This is a genomic window from Clostridium sp. D33t1_170424_F3 (assembly GCF_015667585.1).
Taxonomy (GTDB): Bacteria; Bacillota; Clostridia; order Oscillospirales; family Acutalibacteraceae; genus Anaeromassilibacillus.
Genome location: NZ_JADPEG010000018.1, coordinates 12,832 through 34,199 on the forward strand (window position 1 = coordinate 12,832; position 21,368 = coordinate 34,199).

Here is a 21,368-nt window from a genome sequence, read left to right on the forward strand (position 1 = left end):
CAGCCATTTAATCAAAAGAGAAAGCAGGAGCAAGCCCGTACCCAGAAGCAGAAGAGCAAGGATTCTTTTGAGAATACTTACAGTTAAACGGCGCATCTGTCACCACCCCTCTGACCGTCGTTTCAGTATGCGTCATTCGCTTTTATCGCGGGCGCACATGAGATTGTCCGGTATATCAGAGCAGCCCATGGGATAAAGCCTCCTTCAAATATTTTCCAGTACAAGATTATTATTTCACATTAAGTATAACAGAGTCTGACGGCTTTGTGTCTGAAAGTCAATATTTTTTACGAAAAATGTTTCTACGAAGAAAGACGGGCGCATTGCGGAAAAATGCGGCTTTAATATTATTTGCAACAGAGAAAGAACCCGCCTCAGATTGGATGATCTGAGGCGGGTTCTTTCTCTCAAGCTTTATTTTATCATTTTTAACGGTTACGCTTTCTTTGCATCCTCCATCACATTGAGCGCTTCGCCCAGCGTATCCAGCGGCGTCATGTTCGGCCCGAGCTTCACGCTAATATACGGCTTGCCGCCCGCGTTGAGCGTCACGCGCTTTTTCAGCGCGGAGGTCAGCGCCGCCATCTGCCGCATGTCCTGCGGGTTTTTCAGGCTGAACGTGGGTTTGTACAGCAGCAGGCAGTCGTTTTGCTGCTTGACCTCGCTGACGCCGAGGCCGGAGGCCAGGTTGCGCAGCAGCGCCACCTCGATCAGCCCGTTGACGCTCTCCGGCGGCTCGCCGAAGCGGTCGATCAGCTCGTCGGTTACGTCCAGCGCGTCGTCGCGCGTGCGGATGTCCGCGATGCGGCGGTACACCTCCAGGCGCTGGCTGAGATTCTCGATGTATTTGTCCGGGATGTGCGCCTGAATCTGCATATCCACCAGGCATTCCTGCCCGTATTCCTGCACTTCCTCGCCCTTCTCGCGGCGGATCGCCTCGCTGAGCAGCCGCAGGTACATGTCGTAACCGACCGTTTCCATATGGCCGTGCTGTTCGCCGCCCAGGATGTTGCCCGCGCCGCGGATTTCCAGGTCGCGCATGGCGATTTTGAAGCCGGAGCCGAATTCCGTAAACTCGCGGATTGCGGAGAGGCGCTTCTGCGCAATTTCCGAAAGCACCTTGTTCGGCGTAAAGGTCAGGTAGGCGTACGCGCGGCGGGAGGAGCGGCCCACGCGCCCGCGCAGCTGGTGCAGCTGAGAGAGCCCCATGCGGTCGGCGTTCTCGATGATGAGCGTGTTGGCGTTCGGCACGTCCACGCCGGTTTCAATGATCGTCGTGCAGACCAGCACGTCGATTTCGTGCTCCAACAGCCTGCGCCAGACCTCGGATAACTCGTTTTCCGCCATCTTCCCGTGGCCGAAGCCGACGCGCGATTCCGGGATATTGGCCTGAATCCGCGCCGCGGTGCGTTCGATGGTGGCGACGTCGTTGTGCAGGTAATAGACCTGCCCGCCGCGCCGCAGTTCGCGCCGGATTGCCTCATACAGAACGGCGTTGTCGTGCTCCAGCACATAGGTCTGCACAGGGTGGCGGTCGTGCGGCGCTTCCTCGATGACGCTCATATCGCGGATGCCGGACATCGCCATGTTCAGCGTGCGGGGGATCGGGGTCGCGGAGAGCGTCAGCACGTCGACATTGCTGCACAGGGATTTCAGCTTTTCCTTCTGCGCCACGCCAAAGCGCTGTTCCTCGTCGATGATGACCAAACCGAGGTCCTTGAATTTCACATCCTTGCTGACCAGCCGGTGCGTGCCGACCACCATATCGACCTCGCCGCGCTTGAGCCGCCGCAGGATTTCCTCCTGCTGCTTCGGCGTGCGGAAGCGGGAGAGCAGTTCAATGCGTACGGGGAAGCCCTCCATGCGTTTGGTTACGGTCTGGAAATGCTGCCACGCCAGAATAGTGGTCGGCACCAGCAGCGCGCACTGCTTGGAATCGCTGATGCACTTGAACGCGGCGCGCAGCGCGACCTCCGTCTTGCCGAAGCCGACGTCTCCGCAAAGCAGCCTGTCCATGGGCGCTTCCCGTTCCATATCGTTCTTGATTTCGTCAATACAGCGGAGCTGGTCCTCCGTCTCGTCGAACTCAAAGTGGGATTCAAAATCGCGCTGCCACTCGCTGTCCGGGGAAAAGGCGTGGCCCTTGGCCTGCATGCGGTCGGCGTAAAGCTTGATGAGCTCCTTCGCCATGTCCTTGACGGCGGCGCGCACGCGGCTCTTTGCCTTCTGCCACTCCGCGCCGCCCAGCCGGTGCAGCTTGACGCCGGCGTCCTCGCGCGGGCCGATGTATTTGGAAACCATGTCCAGCTGGGTGACCGGCACATAGAGCGTGTCGCCCTTGGCGTATTTGACCTTGATATAGTCCTTGACCACGCCGTGCATGTCGATCTTGTGGATGCCCTCAAAAACGCCGATACCGTGCGCGGCATGCACCACGTAGTCGCCGGGGGAGAGCTCCGCCAGGCTGTAAATCTCCTGGCTGTTCTTGGCGCGTTTTGGCTTCTTCTGTCTGGCGGCCAGCAGCCGCCCGTGGGTAATCAAGCCGAAAAACGCCCCCGGCAGGTCCATGCCCGCGGAGAGCGCGCCGGATGTGACGACCACGGTGCCGCGCTGCACGGTCTGCGGGTGTTCCATATAGTCCGCGGGAAGCCCGGCGGCTTTCAGGTCTGCCGCAACGGTCCGCGCGCTGCGCTCCGTGCCCGCCAGAACGACGCAGGCCCATTTGTTGTGCAGCATGTTGCGCAGGTCTTCCTCCAACAGCTGGGTGCTTCCGCCCCAGACGGAGAGCTGCCGCGCCGTGACGCTGACGAGCGTATGGATCGGCGTCTCGTATCCGCCGCGCACAAAGGTGTCCAGATAGATTGCCCGGTTCTGAAACTGCCCGAGCGCGTAGGTCCAGTCCTCGCTGTAGGAGTCCAGGCCGCGGCAGAGCACGCCCTCCTCCAGATAGTCCTTTAAATCCTCGCCCCACTGCCAGGCGGTGCTGCGCGCGCGTTCCTTTACCTTGGCGGCCTCGCTCACGAAGAGCAGCATGTCTTCCGCAAAGTAATCGAACAGTGTGGCGGGAGCACTGTACAGCAGGGGATAGAATTTGTCCGCACAGCCGATGTGCACGCCCTGTTCCAGCTTATCCGCCTGCGCGTACAGGACCTCCCTGGCCTTGGGCGCGGTTTTACCGCGCAGGGAACCCGCCAGCTTTTTGATTTTCTGCGCGAGGACCGCCGGGCTGTCGATCAGCGACTCCACCGCGGGCGCGATCACCAGCTTTTCCATGTTCTCCGTGCGGCGCTGCGTCTCCAGGTCAAACAGAGAAAGGGTGTCGATGTCGTCGCCCCAGTATTCCAGGCGCACGGGGCTGGCGGCGTCCGGCGTGAAGATGTCCAGGATGCCGCCGCGCTGGGAGAACTGCCCGGTGCCGTCGATCTGTGCCGCGCGCTCGTAGCCGCAGGCGACCAGCGCGTTGACCACGTCCGCCATGGGGATGGACTGTCCGGCCCGGATGGTTACGGTGCGCTTTTGCAGCTCGGCGGGCGGGATGGCGTATTGCAGCGCCGCGTCCATGCAGGCGATCACCGCGTCGCACTCGCCGTTCAGGATGCGGGCCAGCGCCTGGATGCGCTGGTGTTCGTACTCGTGGGAAGCGCCCGCCGCGTCGCGGAAGGAGAAGTCCCGCACGGGGACCGTCAGCGGCCGCATGCCCATCGCGGCGAGGTCGTCGCTCAGCCGCTGGGCTTCGCTTTCGTCTCCGGCAATGACAAAAGCCCTGCGCTTCTGGTTGGCGCAGAGCGAATAGATGCAGGCAGCCTTGTGTACGCCGGAAAGCCCGTTGACGGCGGCGGGCAGCTGCCCGCCGCGGACGGCCGCGTCCAGCGTCTTAAATTCCTTGAGGTTGTTCAGGGCGTTGAGAAGAAATTTCATAAGTCGTTCCCCGTCATAGCGTTTCAAAAAGATTTACGATTTGTTGTATTGAGAGGTGAATATACAATGCGTCTTGCAGGGTTGGAAGAAACGGTCAGTTAAACCGGTTCATCGCCTCGGCGCCTTTCCCGTTGACCAGCAGCCCGGCGGCCTCCGCCGCGTGGGCGAACACCTCGGAGAGCAGTTCCATCTCCTTGCCGGTGAAGCGGCTCAGCACCCAGTCGGCGAGATCCCACTCCGGGCCCGGCTTTGCGCCCACGCCCAGCTTGATGCGGGGAAACGTGTCTTTTCCGCTCAAATATATGATGTTTTTCATGCCGTTATGCCCGCCGTCGCTGCCCTTCATCCGGATGCGCATGCGGCCGGCCGGCAGGGAAATGTCGTCGAACAGCACAATGACGTGTTCCGCCGGGAGCTTGTAGAACTGCATGGCCTCCTGTACGCTCTGGCCGGAGAGGTTCATAAAGGTGGAGGGCTTGAGCAGCAATACGCTTTTGCCGCCGACGGTGGCGCGGGCGCACAGGCCCTTGAACTTGAGGCGGTCTATTTTGACGCCCGCCTGCTCCGCGATGTGGTCCACCGCCATGAATCCGGCGTTGTGCCGCGTGCCCTCGTATTTGCCGCCGGGGTTGCCCAGGCCGACGATCAGGTATTCCACCGGGCCGGTCACAGCCGCCGACCGATTGAACAGATTTTTAAACATGGGGATGCTCCTTTGCCGTACATCGAAAATAGGGGAAAACGGTCGTTTTCTTTTCACAGAAGAAGCAGGCGGGATAGCAAAGCTACCCCGCCCGTGGATATGTTTGATTCGCAGTGGATAAAGCCGCCGGATTACACGAACATCGGGCTGACCGGCTTGTCCTCGTAAATGCGCTCGATGGCCTCCGCGAAGAGCGGCGCCACCTGCAGCGTGGTGAAGTTCGGAAGTGTTTTCTCCTCCGGCAACGGAATCGTATCCAGCAGGACCAGCTCCTTGATCGGGCTGTTCTGGATGCGCTCAATGGCCGGGCCGGAGAGGACGGCGTGCGTCGCGCAGGCGGTCACTTCCGTCGCGCCGTGGTCCATGATGGCCTTCGCGGCGTTGCACAGGGTGCCGGCGGTGTCGATCATGTCGTCGACCAGGATGACCTTCTTGCCCTTGACGTCGCCGATGATGTTCATGACCTCGCAGACGTTCGCTCTCTGGCGGCGCTTGTCCACGATGGCCAGGCCGCAGCCGATGCGGGTTGCGAAATTGCGCGCGCGGGTAACGGAACCGAGGTCGGGGGAAACCACAACGTAGTCGTCGCTGTTCTCACCGACGCGGTCCTTCATAAAGGAGGAGAGCAGGGGCGCGCCCAGCAGATGATCCACCGGGATGTTAAAGAAGCCCTGAATCTGGGAAGCGTGCAGGTCCATGGTGAGCACGCGGTCTGCGCCGGCGGTGGTCAGCAGGTCGGCAACCAGCTTGGCGGAAATCGGGTCGCGGGCCTTGGCCTTGCGGTCCTGGCGGGCGTAGCCGAAGTACGGCATCACGGCGGTGATGCGGGCGGCGGACGCGCGCTTCATGGCGTCGATCATGATGAGCAGTTCCATCAGGTTGTTGTTGACAGGCTCGCAGGTGGACTGGACAATGAAGCAGTCGGAGCCGCGGACGGATTCAAACAGAGAAACCGCGATCTCCCCGTCGCTGAAAGTGCCTACCTCGCTTTTTCCCATCGGCAGACCCAGACAGTCGGCGATCTGCTTTGCCATACGCTGGTTTGCGCTTGCGGCAAAAATTTTGATGTCCTTCCCGTGAAAATTCATGTTTGCGTTCCCCCTATATTTTGTGTTAACTCTATCACCCCCGGGTGACCCCTGGGGCAGCTTCCCAAATCAAAGGCGCTGCGGCCGGATTGGCAAATAAATTAGCAGGATGATTGCTGCGTAAAAGGAAGATTGGTTCCGTCCGGAACGTTGCAGTCGGTCAGCATCGTGCATGGTCCGACGGTGCAGTCGGAGCCGATGCAGGCGGTTCCGCACAATATGGTGTTCGGCAGGATGCGGGTGGAGCGCCCGATTTTGACGTCCGGCCCGATGACCACCCCGTCCGTGCAGGGAATCTCCACGCCCTCCAGCATATGGGCGCGCAAAATCCGCCCCCTGGCGATCTCGTTCAGGGAGTGCAGCTGCAGGCAGTCGTTCGCGCCCAGCACCGCGTCCGGATCGGCGGCGATGAAAGCGCCCGCCCGTTTATTCTGTTCAATCAGCAGACGCACCGCGTCGGTCAGGTAATACTCGTGCTGCGCGTTGTCGCTGCTGAGGCAGCCCAGGATGGAGAGCAGGTCCTCCGTGCGGAACCAGTACGCGCCGGAGTTGATCTCCCGCACCGCCAAAGTGGCTTCGTCCGCGTCCTTATGTTCTACAATGGCGCGCACCTGGCCGTTTGCCGGGTCGCGCACAATGCGGCCGTAGCCGGACGGGTCGTCCAGCTCCGCGGTGATGACCGTAACGGCGCTGCCGTTTTCCAAATGGTCGTCCAGCGCGGCGCGGATGACCGCTTCGCTGACAAACGGCGCGTCGCCGTTCAAAACCAGCGTGTGGCCGCCGCCCTGCGCGCGCAGGAACGGCTCCGCCATCATCACGGCGTGGCCCGTGCCGCGGCGTTCCGTCTGCAGCACATGGCACAGCGCGGGGCCGTCCGGCTTCTGCGCCGTTTCCAGATAGCGCTCCACCTGCTCGTGCAGGTGGCCCGCCACAACGCATACGCGGGAAACGCCCGCGCCCTCCGCGGCGTCGAGCACCCATTGCAGCATGGGCTTGAAAAGCACCTCGGAGAGGACCTTTGGGTGGTTGGATTTCATGCGCTTCCCCTCGCCCGCTGCGAGGACGACGGCGCAGGTCTGCTCTGGCATAGGCAAAACCCTCCGGTAATTTTATAGGTTGAAAATGAAGCCTCGGAATATGAAGCTCAGAAAAGGCCGGCCCGGCGGGCGGCCTGAAAATACGAACGGCCGGACGGCAGGACGCACATCCGGATACTATGCTTATTATCTCATATGTACAGGATTTTTCAAGCGCTAATTCCGTTTTGTCCGGCGTTTTGTGAAAGTTCATCTGAATTCCAGCGGAAAATTTACAATTATCGGTTGGTTTTATTGAAAAAGAACTGGCAATTGAACGGCTAATTTGCTATAATACAGGTTGAGCAAATAAGTTTGTGACAGAGTGACCTGTGCTCGTCTATTCAATTTTATTAGGAGGTATTGTTAAATGAGTCATAAGTATGTCTACCTTTTCTCCGAAGGAAATAAGGACATGCGTGAACTGCTGGGAGGCAAAGGTGCGAACCTTGCTGAGATGACCAAAGCAGGCATGCCTGTTCCGCAAGGCTTTACCGTCAGCACGGAGGCATGTACCCAGTATTATAACGATGGAAGAGTCATCAATGATGATATCCAGGCCCAGATCTATGAGTATCTCGGCAAAATGGAAGAAATCTGCGGTAAAAAGTTTGCAGATCCGGAAAACCCGCTGCTGGTTTCCGTCCGTTCCGGTTCCCGCGCTTCCATGCCCGGCATGATGGACACCATCCTGAACCTCGGCCTGAACGACGTCGTGGTCGAAGGTTTGGCCAAGCTGACCGGCAACCCGCGCTTCGCATACGACTCCTACCGCCGCTTCATCCAGATGTTCAGCGACGTTGTTATGGAACTGCCGAAGCCGGAGTTTGAGAAGATCATTGACAAGAAGAAGGAAGAAAAGGGTGTTCAGCAGGATACGGAGCTGGATACCGACGACATGAAGGACCTGGTAAGCCGTTTCAAGGCCTTCTATAAAGAGAACAAGGGCGTGGACTTCCCGAGCGACCCGAAGGTGCAGCTCATGGAAGCAGTCCGTGCGGTGTTCCGTTCCTGGGACAACCCCCGCGCGAACGTATACCGCCGCATGAACGAGATCCCCTACGATTGGGGTACGGCCGTCAACGTACAGGCGATGGTATTCGGCAACTCCGGACAGAATTCCGGCACAGGCGTTGCGTTTACCCGTAACCCGGCGACCGGCGAAAATGTGCTGTTCGGCGAATATCTGATCAACGCGCAGGGCGAAGACGTCGTTGCAGGCGTGCGCACCCCGTCCCCGATCAGCCAGCTGAAGAACGACATGCCAGAGGTGTACGAGCAGTTTGCAACCATCGCGAACAACCTCGAGAAGCACTATAAAGATATGCAGGACATGGAGTTCACCATTGAGAATGGCAAGCTCTACATGCTGCAGACCCGTAACGGCAAGCGTACCGCGGGCGCGGCTCTGAAGATCGCGGTTGACCTCGTAAACGAGGGCATGATCGATGAGGAAGAGGCTGTCCTGCGCGTGGAGCCGCAGCAGCTCGACGCACTCCTGCACCCGCAGTTTGACGCGGACGCCATGAAGAAGGCAAAGGTCATCGGCAAGGGCCTGGCCGCTTCCCCCGGCGCCGCCTGCGGCAAGGTCGTCTTCACTGCGGAAGACGCAAAAGAATGGGCCAAGAAGGGCGAAAAGATCGTTCTGGTCCGCCGTGAGACCTCTCCGGAAGACATCGAGGGCATGCAGGTTGCACAGGGCATCCTGACCGTCCGCGGCGGCATGACCTCCCACGCGGCGGTTGTTGCGCGCGGCATGGGCACCTGCTGCGTATCCGGCTGCGGCGAGATCAGCGTCGATTACGATGCAAAGACCTTCACTCTCGACGGCAAGACTTACAATGAGGGCGACTATGTCTCCATCGACGGTTCCACCGGCAACATCTATGGCGAAGCAATTCCGACCGTTCCGGCTTCTATCTCCGGTGATTTCGGCGTGTTCATGAGCTGGGCGGACAAACACCGCAAGCTGAAGGTCTGCACCAACGCGGATACCCCGCGCGATGCGCACCAGGCGCGCGAGTTCGGCGCGGAAGGCATCGGCCTCTGCCGCACCGAGCACATGTTCTTTGAAGGCGACCGCATCAAGGCGATGCGCGAGATGATCATTGCGGACAACACCGAAGACCGCAAGAAGGCGCTGGCCAAGATCATGCCGTACCAGCAGGGCGACTTTGAGGCGCTGTTCGAGGAAATGAACGGCTACCCGGTCACCATCCGCTTCCTGGATCCGCCGCTCCATGAGTTCCTCCCGACCAAGGAAGAGGACATCAAGGAAATCGCGGGCGAGCTCAACGTCACCGTTGAGAAGGTCCACGAGGTCATCGAGAGCCTGCACGAGTTCAACCCGATGATGGGCCACCGCGGCTGCCGTCTGACCGTCACCTATCCGGAAATCGCAGAGATGCAGACCACCGCTGTGATCAACGCGGCGATCAACGTCCAGAAGAAGGGCGTCAAGGTCATCCCGCAGATCATGATCCCGCTGGTTGGCGAGGTCAAGGAATTCGACTTCGTGAAGAAGATCGTTGTGGAGACCGCGGACAAGCTCATCGCCGATTCCGGCGTGGCGCTCAAGTACGAGGTCGGCACCATGATCGAGATCCCGCGTGCGGCTCTGTCCGCCGATAAGATCGCGGCTGACGCAGACTTCTTCTGCTACGGCACCAACGATCTGACCCAGATGACCTTCGGCTTCAGCCGTGACGACGCCGGCAAGTTCCTGGATGCCTATTATGACACCAAGATCTACGAGTCCGATCCGTTCGTGCACATCGACGTGGAAGGCGTTGGCCGCCTGGTCGAGATGAGCGCGAAGACCGGCCGCGAGGTCAACCCGGCTCTGCACCTGGGCATCTGCGGCGAACACGGCGGCGACCCGACTTCCGTCGAGTTCTGCCACAAGGTTGGCCTGGATTACGTCTCCTGCTCCCCGTTCCGCGTGCCGATCGCACGTCTGGCGGCAGCGCAGGCAGCCGTTAAGGAAAAGAGAGCTGCGAAATAAGAGCAAACGCTCCTGAAATAGCCGCGTTGTAAAACAGCGCGCTGAAATAAAAGGGTCCGTCTCGGAATTGTCATTCTGAGACGGACCCTTTTTCATGTTTCCGGGACATGGTTTGTCAGGTAGGCTTCATCCTGGGGAATCCATTTGGCACATGCCTTCATGGTTGGATGACAATGCCGTGTGCGGGGCGGATGAATGCAGTGCCCGCAGTGAACATACTGATAACGTCTGTTCCAAATATAGTGCTGCAGGTAATACCCGCAATTTTGGCAGGTTTGTTTGCTGTCGGCGTCCATATCATTACCTCCTGTGTAGTTGTATTTTATTTTGATCGCTATACCGATTATATTTGATATAATAGGAATAACTGATTTTTGACACAATTTGTGTCAAAGAAAATGAACGCAGAGACGATGACAAACCACAACAAAAATGGGTAGGCTTTGATAACACAAGTGTAGATGATTTGATTGACCGCACGGATGAGAAGAAGCCTTGCCCGCGAAAAGAAAGGGAAAGCGAGTGAGAACCTATGTGGAAAAAGAAATGGACAACGGTTTTCTGTACCGATGACCGGGACAAACTCTTCCGTCTGCAAGCCCTGTTGGATGCGGAGGGAATTCCCTTCCATACCGATGATCCAAACGGAGCCAGGGGCGCGCTGGGCGTCCGGACGCCGGCGGTTCAGCGGGACAACGCCGGCACGCTGCGGGAACTTCTGGTCAGGGAAGAGGACGCGGAACGCGTCCGCGCAGTCATACGGAATTTATAAAGAACGGGCTTCTCAGTTTTGTCTGAGAGGCCCATTCTTTTTGAAAAAAGGCAATATGGCTGAAGGAACGACAAGAATGGCGGCTTTTTTGCCGCAAACCTCCTTTACAAAGCGGTCCAGAAAATGGTAAAATATATACCGTATAAATGGATGATTTTATCAACTTTTCTGACGGTCTTCCCCGATCGCCTCTGGACAAGCGTTCAGCGCGGGAACAGAAGCCGGAAAAGCTGGGAATACCGGCTGAAAACCGGATTATGAGGAGGTAAACATGAATCAGGGAAAAGTAAGGCAGAAGCATATCGTGCTCTCTGCAATATCGCTTCTGGTGGTGCTGACGCTCGTCATCAGCGCGACCGCCGCCTGGTTTGTCGATGCGGACGACACGGCTATGAATTTTGAGGCGGGCACGTTTGACCTTTCCCTCGATACCGGGGACGGCGGCGCGGGAACGGAACCGATGGAATTTAAAAATCTGCGCCCGCTGACCTTTGAGCAGATGGAAGCGGAAGCGCTGGGAATCGCACAAACGCTGCGGGACGGAGATGCGGTTTCAACCGCGTACCGCCCGGTGACCGTTTCCAACGCGGGGAGCCTGCCCATGCAGGTGGTGCTGCGCATTGCGGATGCGGGCCCCGCGGATCATACGATCAGCAATGTCATCATGCGGGAGAACGGCGGCGTTTATCAGGATGGGAAAATCCCGTGCGCCGACGCGTACAACCTGAAAAATATTCTCAAAGTGGTTCTGTTTGAAAACAAAGGGACGGCGGACGCGCCCGACTGGCAGCTGGTGTGCGACGAGGACGGCGTCCCGCTGGATCTCATGGAGACCTATTACCAGCCCTACACGACGGAGAGCCCGCTGCCGGCGGGGCAAAGCGTGCAGTACCTGGTGGGCGGATGGATTCCGGAGAACGTGGGCAACGACCATCAGGCGGAGCATTTCCACGCCAATTTTGTAGTGCAGGCCGGACAGGCCGAGCCGGACGCGGATATCGGGGACGGTACGTCCTCCACCGTGCGGCCGGGACCGGGACCGGACGATCCCGTGCAGGATATTTCCGTCACGGTTCTTTTCAAGGAGAATGGCGAGGAAGTGGCGCGCACACGCTACACCTTTAAGGACGTTGTCGCCTCGGAGGAAAAGACGCTGACGAGCCACATGGTGAGCGTGCCGACGGCCTACCGGTACGACCCGGCGTTCCAGTCGGAGAAAATCAAGCTTCATGTGGAAACCGGTTCCGCGGAGCCGGCGGAGATTACCTTCACCGTCAAGCGCGTGTCCGACGCGGTCGACCGCGAGCTGACCGTCAACTGGATCAATGAGGCGGACAACCGCAGCGTCGGTTCCTATACAAAGAAGCTGAGCGGCAAGGTCGGCGGAGAGCAGACCGTCTATCCCGATACGTTGAAACTGCCGGAAGGCTATGAGCTGGTGCCGGACCCGGTGCAGAAGGCGGTCGTAACCATCACGGAAGACGGTACGGATCCCGAAACAGTGGACTTCCTTGTTCGGGAAAAGAGCGAGCAGGTGACCCGCGAGGTCACAGTGCAGTGGCTGGATCAGGGAAATGATAATGCGGTGGTTGGAACCTATACGCAATCCATAGAGGGAAAGGTCGGAGACTCCGTGGCGGTGACGCCGGATTCCTCCAAGCTGCCGGGCGGTTATCAGCTTGCAGCAGCAGACCAAAGTGCGCAGGTCGACGTAACAGCGGACGGCGTCACGCCGAACACGATTTCGTTCCTGGTCAAGGCCAGGGCGCAGGAAGTGACGGTGCGCTGGGTCGATGAAAGCGCTACATCGGTTGGCGAGTCCTATACGCAGCCGGTCCTGGGAGCGGTTGGCGAGACTTATACAGTTTTCCCGGATTCCAGTAAAATCCCGGGAGGATATGAATTGACCGATCCGGCGGCGTTCCATGAAGTAGAGATTACGGCGGACGGCGTGACGCCCGATACAGTCGATTTTATTGTGCGTCCGCGTCCCGAAAGCGGGGACGGTTCCTCCTGGGAGGAAGCGATCTATATTACATCGCCGCAGGAACTGAATGCGATCCGCAATGGACTGGGCAAATATTACAAGCTTGCGAACGACATCGATCTTTCGGTTTATACCAATTGGCAGCCGATCGGCGGCGTGCTTTACGCGTCAAGCTGGTTTAAGGGTGGCTTTGACGGCAACGGCTATAAAATCACCAACCTGACCATCAGCCGCGCGGCGGATTCCACCCAGCCGTATACAGGCTTATTCGGGACGGCCTACGACAGCACGGGCAGAGGCGAAGTCAAGCTGCGCAACGTTGTGGTGGAGAATGCAAACATCACCGTCACGAACAACGGCACAAATTATCACGCGGGCATTGTGGCCGGCTTCATGTACGGCGCATCGGCGGAGAACTGCCACACCAGCGGAACGATCAACACGAAAGGACCGGGCGCGGGCGGCATTATCGGCGCAACGCTTTCAACCTCCTATTCTTCCTATAATAGCGGGCACATTTCCCGCTGCTCGTCCAGCGCAAGCATTACCAACACGGCGGGGATGACGGGCGGCATCGTGGGCAACGTCAATATCCTGGTTTCCGAATGCTTCTTCACCGGCAGCATAGACAGCTCCAGCAGTGCGGCAGGCGGCATCGCGGGCGCGGCGCGCAACAGCGGAACCGTCAGCAACTGCTGGTCGTCCGGGTCCGTCAAGGGCGTACATATCCAGAGCGGCGGCGTGGCCGGACTGGTCGGGGACGGCTTATCAACGATTAAAAACAGCTATACTTATGCGGCGGTCAATACGACAAATACAGTCAATCCCGCCACGGCGGCGGGACGTACCGCACAGCCTGCGGTGGGCCACCGGACCGGCACGGTTTCCGGTGTGTTCTTCCAAAAGGGCAGCTTCCACGTAAAGGGCGCAGCTTCTGCAATATGGGACGAGTATTCCGGCAGTTATCTGAACGGAACCGGAGCGACGCAGGAGATGCTGAAAACAGCAGGCGCCTACGCGGGATGGGAGTCCTCCGTGTGGGATTTGGCGGATGGATTCTATCCAAGCCTGCGCAACAATCCGGCACGGTAAAAGAGAAATACCAGGGCCTCCGGAAATTCCCGGAGGCCCTGTTTTTATGCCGCATACAGCCGTTGACAACTTTTGCAGAATCGCCTATAATAGAAACACTTGACCAAATGGATTGTGCAGAGAAACATTCTGTTTCAGCGGTTGGATGCTGCACAGCAGAGCCGCCGTGGAAGTGATTGGTTTTCGTTTGGGAAAGCGTCCGCATGATACAAAAATGCATATATGCCTCCATAGTTAAATGGATATAACAGTCCCCTCCTAAGGGACAATTGTAGGTTCGATTCCTACTGGGGGTGCCAGCAAACAGAATTGAGAAAACGGTGAGGATTGATTCCTCACCGTTTTTTGTTATGCAGTTTTATCTCCTGTTGATCCGCAAAAGGAAGCTCTATTTATCAGGAAAAATACGACACAGGAAGATGAACTATTTAACGAAATAAATAATTTGGCCAAATTAGCTTTTATGTCTGTCCATATGATCCAAAATATGTACCAGTATACCTAAAAATTTTTCTAACGCCTTGTGGATGCATAGGGATACAATATAAATGACAATGGCGTTTTATCGCTTGATAACATGGGATACAGACAGATGGGAGGAAGTTCTTTTGAGAACCGAAGGAACAAAGGAAACGTCTGCGGGGAAACTTGTAGCGGTGTGGCTGGCTCTTTGCCTGATCATCGGGCTGTTTGCCGGGTGCGGCGGGGAGCCGGACCCATACCAGACGGTGGGCGAGATCGACGGCAGGCCGGTTGCATTGGGAGAACTGCAGTTGTTTGTAGACGACGTACGGCAGCAGACGAACAGCTATTTTAAAAAGAACCATCAGCTTGCCGCGGTTACGGAAGCGGAATGGCGGCGGGAATACGACGGGGAGGCGCCGGTGGACTACGCGATTCGGCTGGCAATGGATGCTCTTGTTCCCTATAAAATTGTGGAAGAAAAGCTGATGGAATCCGGGGAAGAACAGGATTTTTCCTATCGGGCGTTTGTGTCGCGCTGGGAGGAAGAAAACCGAAGCCGCCAGCAGAAAAAAGAAGCCGGAGAGGTGGTTTACGGTCCGGTTCAATATACAAAACGGGTTTATTATGATTATTTAAACAATGAGTATAAGAAGGCGCTGGAATCTGTCCTGCGTTTTGACGCGACGGAACAGGAGCTGCGGCAGCTTTACGACGACAGCCCCGCGCTTTTCCAGGAGTTTGGAAGCGTTTCCATGCAATGCGCCGTATTGCCGCAGGACGCGTTTTCCCGGGAACAGGCGGAAAACGCACGCAATGAAATCCGGGAGGCGCTGGAAAAAGGGTCCGCCTTTGCGGATGGCGCGGAAGCGGCGGGAATCGCCGCATACATACAGGAGCGGACGTTTACGGCGAATGACCTGAGCAGCCCGGATGTCAGCGCGTTTCCCGAGGTGGAAGACGCGGTGTACAGCCTGCCGCAGGGAACGATGACGGAACTGATCGACAACGGCGGCCTGCAGTGGCTGTTCTTTTACTGCGAAAGCCGTGAGGAAGGCGGGCGGACGCCCTTTACGGCATGCCGCGGCGCCCTGGAGGAGATGTACCGCGAACAGGCCTTTGCTATGGAATTGGAGCAGGCGCAAGCATCTGCCCAAATTACCATATATGAAGAAGCGAGAAACTGGATTCGTTGATTTTGCAGCGGTGAAGAAAGGAGGGAAACAACGGCTGCAAACCATTGGTAAAGGAAAACTAGAAGGGAGAATGATGTTCCATTGAAAAAAAGGCGAGCAATCACAAAATTTCTTTCCCTGACGTTGGCGTTTTTATTGGCCGCCAACAGTCTGGCAGGGCTTTCCGCATTTGCAGAGGAGGCCGATGTGCCGGATTCTGAAGGTTCTTATGCGCTCTCTTCCGCTGAGGAAGCGGAGCCGGACTTCACCATTGTGGAAAATCATGTACTGAACGGAGCGATGGAGGAAGTCACCAACGGCGCTCTGACATACTGGTCGCCGGAATTGAAAGAGGGCAGCGACGACAATACCATCGCCCGCGCAAACCGGATCCGGTATGGCAGCGTTGACATTGGCAAATACAAGAACAACTTTGCGGCGATCCGCCCGAACAATTCCTATGCGCCTTATGAGGCCGCGCTGGAGCAGCTGATGCTGGTCCCGAACGGCACCTATACGCTTTCCGCCTATATCTATTCCGTCACCACGGAGGCGGACAGGGAAAACGGCGCCTATGCGAAGATGTATGTTTACGAGAACGACGGCCTGGAGGCGGTCGAAGTAAATTTGGACGAGACGTCGGAATGGACAAAAGTCACGATTCCGGACGTGACCATTACAAACGGGAAATGCCGCATCGGGTTTGGGCTCAAATCTGTGGGAACAGATGAAAGCACTGCCCGCGCGCTGGCCGTGGATGAAGTGGTTCTCACGATTCCCGCGGCTGCACTCAACGGCTCTGTGTCGGATGTGGATGGGAAAGCGGTTGCAAACGCCTCCGTCAAGGTGAAGGACGGCGAGGATACCGTCGCATCCGTCACCACCGACAATAAAGGCGCATTTGCGGTCGCGGTTCCCGCCGGCGAGGGCTTCACCGTCATCGCCGCCAAGGCCGGGTATCGCTCCGTTTCCGAGGAAGGCGTGGTCTTTACAGAGGACTCAACCGTTACGCTGGACCTGCAGTTCACGGAGCTGGTTGAGGAAAACGCCTATTATGTAGACGCCGACTTCGGCGATGACAGCAACGACGGAACTTCCCCGGAGCGCGCATGGAAGAGCGTTTCCAAGGTGAGCAGCACGGTGTTCCAGCCGGGCGATTCCATTCTGTTCAAAGCCGGGTGTACCTGGGAGGGCGAGACCCTGAAGCTGCAGGGCAGCGGCGAGGAGGGCAACCCCATCCGCATCGGCAAATACGGCGACGAGGACCAGTACCCGGCGATTCATGCGAACTATGTGCCGGGCACGCCCCTTGCGGAGATGACGACCAACAACAAAAACGCATTGGAAATTGTGGGCGTCAGCTACTGGGAGATTCAGGACCTGGAACTGACCAACTACGGCATTTACAACGGCGACTTCACCGCGAATGAGCAGAAGGACCGCCGGGCCGTGACCATCCGCTCCGATGGCGGGACCATGGAACAGGTTACGCTGGACGGCCTGTATATCCACGACGTCAATGGCTGGAACCCCAAGGGCGGCGGCAACGGCGCGGCCATCTCGTTCGGCGCGAACGGCAAAACCTATATCGACGGTCTGCTGATTGAAAACTGCCTGATTAAAGACGTCACACGCGACGGCATCACCGGCGGCGGATACACCGGCAGCCGTCCGTGGGGCTGGAACTCCTGGGATGGACAGAGCGGCGTACCGATCCGCCATAGAAACGTCGTGATCCGCAACAACGTGCTGGACACCATCGCGGGCGACGGCATCGTGCCGGGCGGCACCTACGAAGTTGTAGTCGAGCACAACCTGGTCACCCGGGCGAGCAACAACCCCTGCCCGTATCCCAATATGAGCGGCAACGCGACGTCCAATCTGTCCGCCGCGGTGTGGCCCTTTGACGCGGACAACTCGATCTTCCAGTACAACGAGGTGTGCTATACAGGCGTGCCGCGCGGGACGGAGGTCGCGGACGGCGAGGCGTTCGACTCCGACTACTACTGTGTCAACACGCTGTTCCAATACAACTACAGCCACGACAACGAGGGCGGCTTCCTGATGATCTGCGGTCCCGAATACGCTTACAACGACGGCACGGTCGCCCGCTACAACATCAGCGAGAACGACGGCTCCCTGTTTGGCAAACGCACGATCTTTGAAATCGGCGGCGGCGGTGGCGTGGACCACAGCTACATCTACAACAACACCATTTACACCGGCGAGGACCACTCCATATTCTCCGTCATGCGCGGCGAACCGTGGGACGGTAAGCCGAAGGGCACCAACTTTGTCAACAATATTTTTGCCATCAACGGCAATGTGGCGCAGTTCGGCTTTGCCGGCGATCCGAGGGACAAGGGCAAGGAAGGCATCGTCACCTATGACCACAACCTGTACACCGGTACGCTCTTCGAGGGTACGTTAAAGGATATGCCGGAGGATAAGAGCCCCGTATTCGGCGATCCGAAATTTGTGGACGCAGGCAACGCGGGCGACGGGTACGAGAACGCCAAAGCGTATCAGATTCAGGAGGGCTCCGCAGCCATCGGCGCGGGCATCCAGGTCGATCAGGGCTGGCTGGGCCAGAAGTTGCATACGATGTCCTACACAGCCGGCAACGGCACCACGGCGGAAAACAAGGCCGTCTATTTCCATGTGGACGGCGAGGAATTCCAGTGGCAGGACCCCAACGGCGGCAAGGACTTCTTCGGCAATCCGATCCCGAAGCGCGGCGCCCCGGACATCGGCGCGCACCAGCTTTCCGAGGAACCGCCGCTGCCGGAGGAGCATACCCTCACGGTCCAATTCAATCTCTCCGCCCAGATGGAGGGCGACAGCGAAGAGATCCTTCTGGCGAATAAGACCGGCTTATACACGGCGGATGTGCTGGAGGGCAATCCGGTCAGCTTTACATTTGTTCCCACCGCGGAAGGCCGCGAATTCCGCGGCATTACGGTCAATGGCGAACCCGTTCCATTTGACGAAGATACCGATACATTCCGCTACACCTACGAGGGAACAATGCCCGGCCAGGATGCCGAGCTGACATTTGCCTTTGAAGTGGTGTCAAAGCTGGTTTTGGCACAGATCGTTGAGGATGCGGAAGCGCTGGTCGGCGGCGAGGAGTACAACACAGTTGTCGCTTCCGTCCGCAAACTTTTTGATGCGGCGCTGAAGCACGCAAAGGCGGTTTACAACGATAAGCAGGCGACGCAGAAAGAAATCAATGAGGCCGGAACGGCTATGCTGGAAATCATTCCCTACCTCAGCTTTACAGCGGGCGATACGACCGCCTTGGAAAAGCTTCTGGCGATCGCAGAGCTGCTGGACCCGGCGGACTATGCACCTTCCGCATGGACAGCGCTGCAGGAAAAAGCGGCGGAAGCCGAGGCGGTAATTGCAGAGGAAGAGCCTCTGAAGGTCGATGTGGATCAAGCATATGAGGCGCTTCTCGATGCGATGGAAGCTCTGGAGGAATCCAGAATCGACACAACGGAACTGAACGCGATGATCGCGCAGGCCGTGGAGATCGGAGCCGTACTGGATACCGATTATCTGGAAGTGGGCCAGGAGGCCTTCCTGGAAGCGCTCGCTTCCGCGCAGGCACTGCTGGAGGACCCGGACATCACCCAGAAGAAGATCAACAATGCAGTGGACGCTTTGGCAAAGGCCATGGCGGACCTGCGCATCATTCCGGATAAAACCGAGCTGGAAGCGCTGGTAACAGAAATGAGCGCCGTTTCCGGTGAGGGATACACGGCGGCGAGCTATGAGGCGCTTTGCGAAGCGTTGCGCACCGCCCGGCGTGTGCTTGCCGACCCGAATGCGACACAGGAGGATGTGGATGCGGCTTACGATGACGGCAGCAAAGCGATGGATCATCTGACCAGAGTCAACGATACGCCCAGCGGAAAGCCTTCCGGCGGAAGCGGCGGCAAGGGCTCTTCTGTCTCCGGGAAGACCTCCGGCGAGGGCACCGCGGTGGCGACAGCTCCGGCGGCAATTGCCGCGCAGGCCTCCGTTCGTTCCGACACAACGGTGGACTTTACTTTAAAACGCGGTGCGGCGTACTGCTTTAAGATGACGGTCAATGGAAGCGGCGCGGTCCCGAGCTTTACCGTGGGGGACGGCGGGGTCCTGAAGACCCAGTTTGTGGCGCGCATCGGCAGCGATTACTATTACCGGGTTTACGCGGTCGGCGCAGTCGGGCAGAGCACGGGCGTGTACACCCAGCTGCCCAATGAGGCGCCGCAGCGCCACTGCTCGGTTCAGGTTGCTTAAACGTTAATTTACAGGAATCAGTCTGTTCCGATGAACGAATTTCGGAAACAAAGGGAACAAAAGGCCTTCTGCCGCAGACACTACTGCGGCAGAAGGCCTTTGTATCTATGGAAATCGATTTATAGGGGAGTGGATTTCATTGCTCTATATGTCTGCCCTCATTCACATGATTGATGCCGGTTCTTCAGTTTTTTCACCGCTTCCTGACTGAACAGGTAATTTCGTTTTCCCGCGCTCCGGAACTCCGCCGGTGCCAGCTGCATGGTCTGCGCCAATCGCAGAAGATAGCTTGGTGTAATATCGAGCATTTCCGCGACCTCCGAGGTGGTGAATACAGTTCTTACGTCCGACATCCGCACTTCCTCCGCTTCCCTTTCTTTCCTGCGATCAGTATATAAAGATGTACGTTGTACGTCAATACAAATGGAGCGGGTAAAGCAATTTTTCTTTTGCTCCATTCCCTGAAACAGCTCGGGATAGACACTTTAAGCGGAACAGTGTACAATGGGTTCATTGACGAATGAAACCGAACATATAGGCTGCAAACAGCGTTTGCGGCGCAATTTCAGGAGAATCAACATGTTTATCACAATTGACGGAGAAAAAATATACTGCCATGTGGTCGGGGAGGGCAAGCCGGTCGTACTGCTGCACGGCTTCGGCTGCGACCACCGGCTGATGGCCGGATGTATGGAGCCGGTGTTTCAGGCCCATCCGGGGTATCGGCGCATTTATGTGGACCTGCCCGGCATGGGGAAATCGAGCGGCCCCCTTTCCTGGGCTTGTTCCGACCGGATGAAAAGCCCGCGCTGTTTTTGACCGGGCGGCAGGACGGCTGCGTGGGATACCGGGATTTATGGCGGCTGCTTGAGGATTATCCGCGCGCAACGTTTGCCGTGTTGGATATGGCGGGCCACAATCTGCAGATAGAACAGCCGGAGCTGTTTCACAGTCTGGTTGAAAACTGGCTTGTACGGACGGAAGAAGCGTAACGACGTGAGAAAGGCGGCAGGGAAGTTTGGGGAAGAATATCAGCTATTATGTGGTCGACGCGTTTACCGGTGAACGGTTCCATGGAAATCCGGCGGGCGTCTGCGTATTGGACGAGCCGCTGGATGCGGCGCTCATGCAGCGCATCGCGGCGGAAAACAATCTGCCGGAAACAGCCTTCCTGCTGAAAAGAGCGGGCGGCTACAGCCTGCGGTGGTTTACCCCGAAGTTTGAAATCGACCTGTGCGGCCATGCGACGCTGGCCGCTTCCTTTGTTGTATTCAACGAGCTGGAACCGGCGCTGCAAAGCGTCGCGTTTTCGACCATGAGCGGCATGCTGACGGTGGCGCGCAGCGGCCGTTTTTATGAAATGTCGTTTCCCAGCCGCCCTGCAAGACGCATAGACTTGACGGCTGAACAGCGCCTGGCTTTGGGCTGCGCACCGGAAGAAGTTTATGCGGCGCGGGACCTGCTGCTCGTTCTGCGCAGCGAGTCGGACGTACGGGAATATGTTCCGGATTATGACGCCCTGCAAAAGCCGTCCGGATGGCTGGGCGTGGTGGTTACGGCGCCGGGACGGGAAGCGGATTTTGTTTCACGCTATTTCTGCCCGGAACTGCGTGCGGAGGACCCGGTAACGGGATCGGCGCATTGCAGTTTGGTTCCGTATTGGGCGGAACGTTTGGGGAAAGACCGCCTGACGGCGGAACAGTTTTCCGAAAGGCGTGGGACGCTGCATTGCGTGCTGATGGGGGACCGAGTGCGGATTTCCGGCGAAGCGGTCCTGTATCTGCGAGGGAAGCTCTGTATATGA

General features: G+C 57.9%; 13 protein-coding genes and 1 tRNA gene. 9 read left to right on the forward strand and 5 right to left on the reverse strand.

What is annotated here, in order from left to right:
• Window positions 1-435: 435 nt before the first annotated feature.
• The 4 genes from mfd to I4V53_RS11755 form a co-directional block, all read right to left on the reverse strand.
• The gene (mfd, locus tag I4V53_RS11740) at window positions 436-3,918 is read right to left on the reverse strand and encodes a transcription-repair coupling factor (protein ID WP_195985887.1); all 3,483 of its coding nucleotides are present in this window, start codon (window positions 3,916-3,918) and stop codon (window positions 436-438) included.
• A 94-nt stretch (window positions 3,919-4,012) separates the two neighbouring features.
• Window positions 4,013-4,621 carry an aminoacyl-tRNA hydrolase gene (gene pth / locus I4V53_RS11745; RefSeq protein ID WP_195985888.1) on the reverse strand — a complete coding sequence of 203 codons (609 nt, stop codon included), beginning with the start codon at window positions 4,619-4,621 and terminating at the stop codon, window positions 4,013-4,015.
• 131 nt (window positions 4,622-4,752) lie between these two features.
• Entirely contained in the window at window positions 4,753-5,709 is a 957-nt protein-coding gene (locus tag I4V53_RS11750) for a ribose-phosphate pyrophosphokinase (protein ID WP_195985889.1), read from the reverse strand.
• Window positions 5,710-5,810: 101 nt separating this feature from the next.
• On the reverse strand, window positions 5,811-6,797 hold the full coding sequence (locus I4V53_RS11755; protein WP_195985890.1) for a sugar phosphate nucleotidyltransferase: 987 nt from the start codon (window positions 6,795-6,797) through the stop codon (window positions 5,811-5,813).
• 358 nt (window positions 6,798-7,155) lie between these two features.
• Here I4V53_RS11755 and ppdK point away from each other — a divergent pair, with 358 nt between their 5' ends.
• The 6 genes from ppdK (at window position 7,156) to I4V53_RS11785 (ending at window position 19,564) form a co-directional block, all read left to right on the forward strand.
• Window positions 7,156-9,789: a pyruvate, phosphate dikinase gene (gene ppdK, locus I4V53_RS11760; protein WP_195985891.1), complete on the forward strand. Its 2,634-nt coding sequence runs from the start codon at window positions 7,156-7,158 to the stop codon at window positions 9,787-9,789.
• Window positions 9,790-10,321: 532 nt separating this feature from the next.
• Window positions 10,322-10,561 (forward strand): putative signal transducing protein, encoded by a 240-nt coding sequence (locus I4V53_RS11765; RefSeq protein ID WP_195985892.1) that lies wholly within the window; start codon window positions 10,322-10,324, stop codon window positions 10,559-10,561.
• Window positions 10,562-10,832: 271 nt separating this feature from the next.
• The gene (locus I4V53_RS11770; RefSeq protein WP_195985893.1) at window positions 10,833-13,640 is read left to right on the forward strand and encodes a hypothetical protein; all 2,808 of its coding nucleotides are present in this window, start codon (window positions 10,833-10,835) and stop codon (window positions 13,638-13,640) included.
• 224 nt (window positions 13,641-13,864) lie between these two features.
• Window positions 13,865-13,939, forward strand: a tRNA-Arg gene (locus tag I4V53_RS11775).
• 309 nt (window positions 13,940-14,248) lie between these two features.
• A complete protein-coding gene (locus tag I4V53_RS11780) occupies window positions 14,249-15,298 on the forward strand; it encodes a peptidylprolyl isomerase (protein ID WP_195985894.1) in 1,050 nt (349 codons plus the stop codon).
• Window positions 15,299-15,379: 81 nt separating this feature from the next.
• Window positions 15,380-19,564: a carboxypeptidase-like regulatory domain-containing protein gene (locus tag I4V53_RS11785; RefSeq protein WP_195985895.1), complete on the forward strand. Its 4,185-nt coding sequence runs from the start codon at window positions 15,380-15,382 to the stop codon at window positions 19,562-19,564.
• A 158-nt stretch (window positions 19,565-19,722) separates the two neighbouring features.
• On the opposite strand, the gene I4V53_RS11790 is transcribed toward I4V53_RS11785, so the two are convergent.
• On the reverse strand, window positions 19,723-19,917 hold the full coding sequence (locus tag I4V53_RS11790) for a helix-turn-helix domain-containing protein (RefSeq protein WP_195985896.1): 195 nt from the start codon (window positions 19,915-19,917) through the stop codon (window positions 19,723-19,725).
• 226 nt (window positions 19,918-20,143) lie between these two features.
• Between I4V53_RS11790 and I4V53_RS14065 the strand changes: the two genes are divergently transcribed.
• Genes I4V53_RS14065 through I4V53_RS11800 form a run of 3 tightly spaced genes read left to right on the forward strand, consistent with a single transcriptional unit; the run spans window position 20,144 to window position 21,368 of the window.
• The gene (locus I4V53_RS14065) at window positions 20,144-20,383 is read left to right on the forward strand and encodes an alpha/beta fold hydrolase (RefSeq protein WP_286167137.1); all 240 of its coding nucleotides are present in this window, start codon (window positions 20,144-20,146) and stop codon (window positions 20,381-20,383) included.
• The gene (locus I4V53_RS14070; protein ID WP_286167138.1) at window positions 20,380-20,556 is read left to right on the forward strand and encodes an alpha/beta fold hydrolase; all 177 of its coding nucleotides are present in this window, start codon (window positions 20,380-20,382) and stop codon (window positions 20,554-20,556) included. The genes I4V53_RS14065 and I4V53_RS14070 overlap by 4 nt, the downstream gene beginning before the upstream one ends.
• Window positions 20,557-20,582: 26 nt before the next feature.
• Window positions 20,583-21,368: a PhzF family phenazine biosynthesis protein gene (locus I4V53_RS11800; protein ID WP_207747906.1), complete on the forward strand. Its 786-nt coding sequence runs from the start codon at window positions 20,583-20,585 to the stop codon at window positions 21,366-21,368.

What these genes read in the sequence shown, in the direction of transcription:
- mfd (WP_195985887.1), bottom strand. Translation starts at nt 3,918, where the DNA reads ATGAAATTTCTTCTCAACGCCCTGAACAACCTCAAGGAATTTAAGACG.
- pth (WP_195985888.1), bottom strand. Translation starts at nt 4,621, where the DNA reads ATGTTTAAAAATCTGTTCAATCGGTCGGCGGCTGTGACCGGCCCGGTG.
- I4V53_RS11750 (WP_195985889.1), bottom strand. Translation starts at nt 5,709, where the DNA reads ATGAATTTTCACGGGAAGGACATCAAAATTTTTGCCGCAAGCGCAAAC.
- I4V53_RS11755 (WP_195985890.1), bottom strand. Translation starts at nt 6,797, where the DNA reads ATGCCAGAGCAGACCTGCGCCGTCGTCCTCGCAGCGGGCGAGGGGAAG.
- ppdK (WP_195985891.1), top strand. Translation starts at nt 7,156, where the DNA reads ATGAGTCATAAGTATGTCTACCTTTTCTCCGAAGGAAATAAGGACATG.
- I4V53_RS11765 (WP_195985892.1), top strand. Translation starts at nt 10,322, where the DNA reads ATGTGGAAAAAGAAATGGACAACGGTTTTCTGTACCGATGACCGGGAC.
- I4V53_RS11770 (WP_195985893.1), top strand. Translation starts at nt 10,833, where the DNA reads ATGAATCAGGGAAAAGTAAGGCAGAAGCATATCGTGCTCTCTGCAATA.
- I4V53_RS11790 (WP_195985896.1), bottom strand. Translation starts at nt 19,917, where the DNA reads ATGTCGGACGTAAGAACTGTATTCACCACCTCGGAGGTCGCGGAAATG.
- I4V53_RS14065 (WP_286167137.1), top strand. Translation starts at nt 20,144, where the DNA reads ATGTTTATCACAATTGACGGAGAAAAAATATACTGCCATGTGGTCGGG.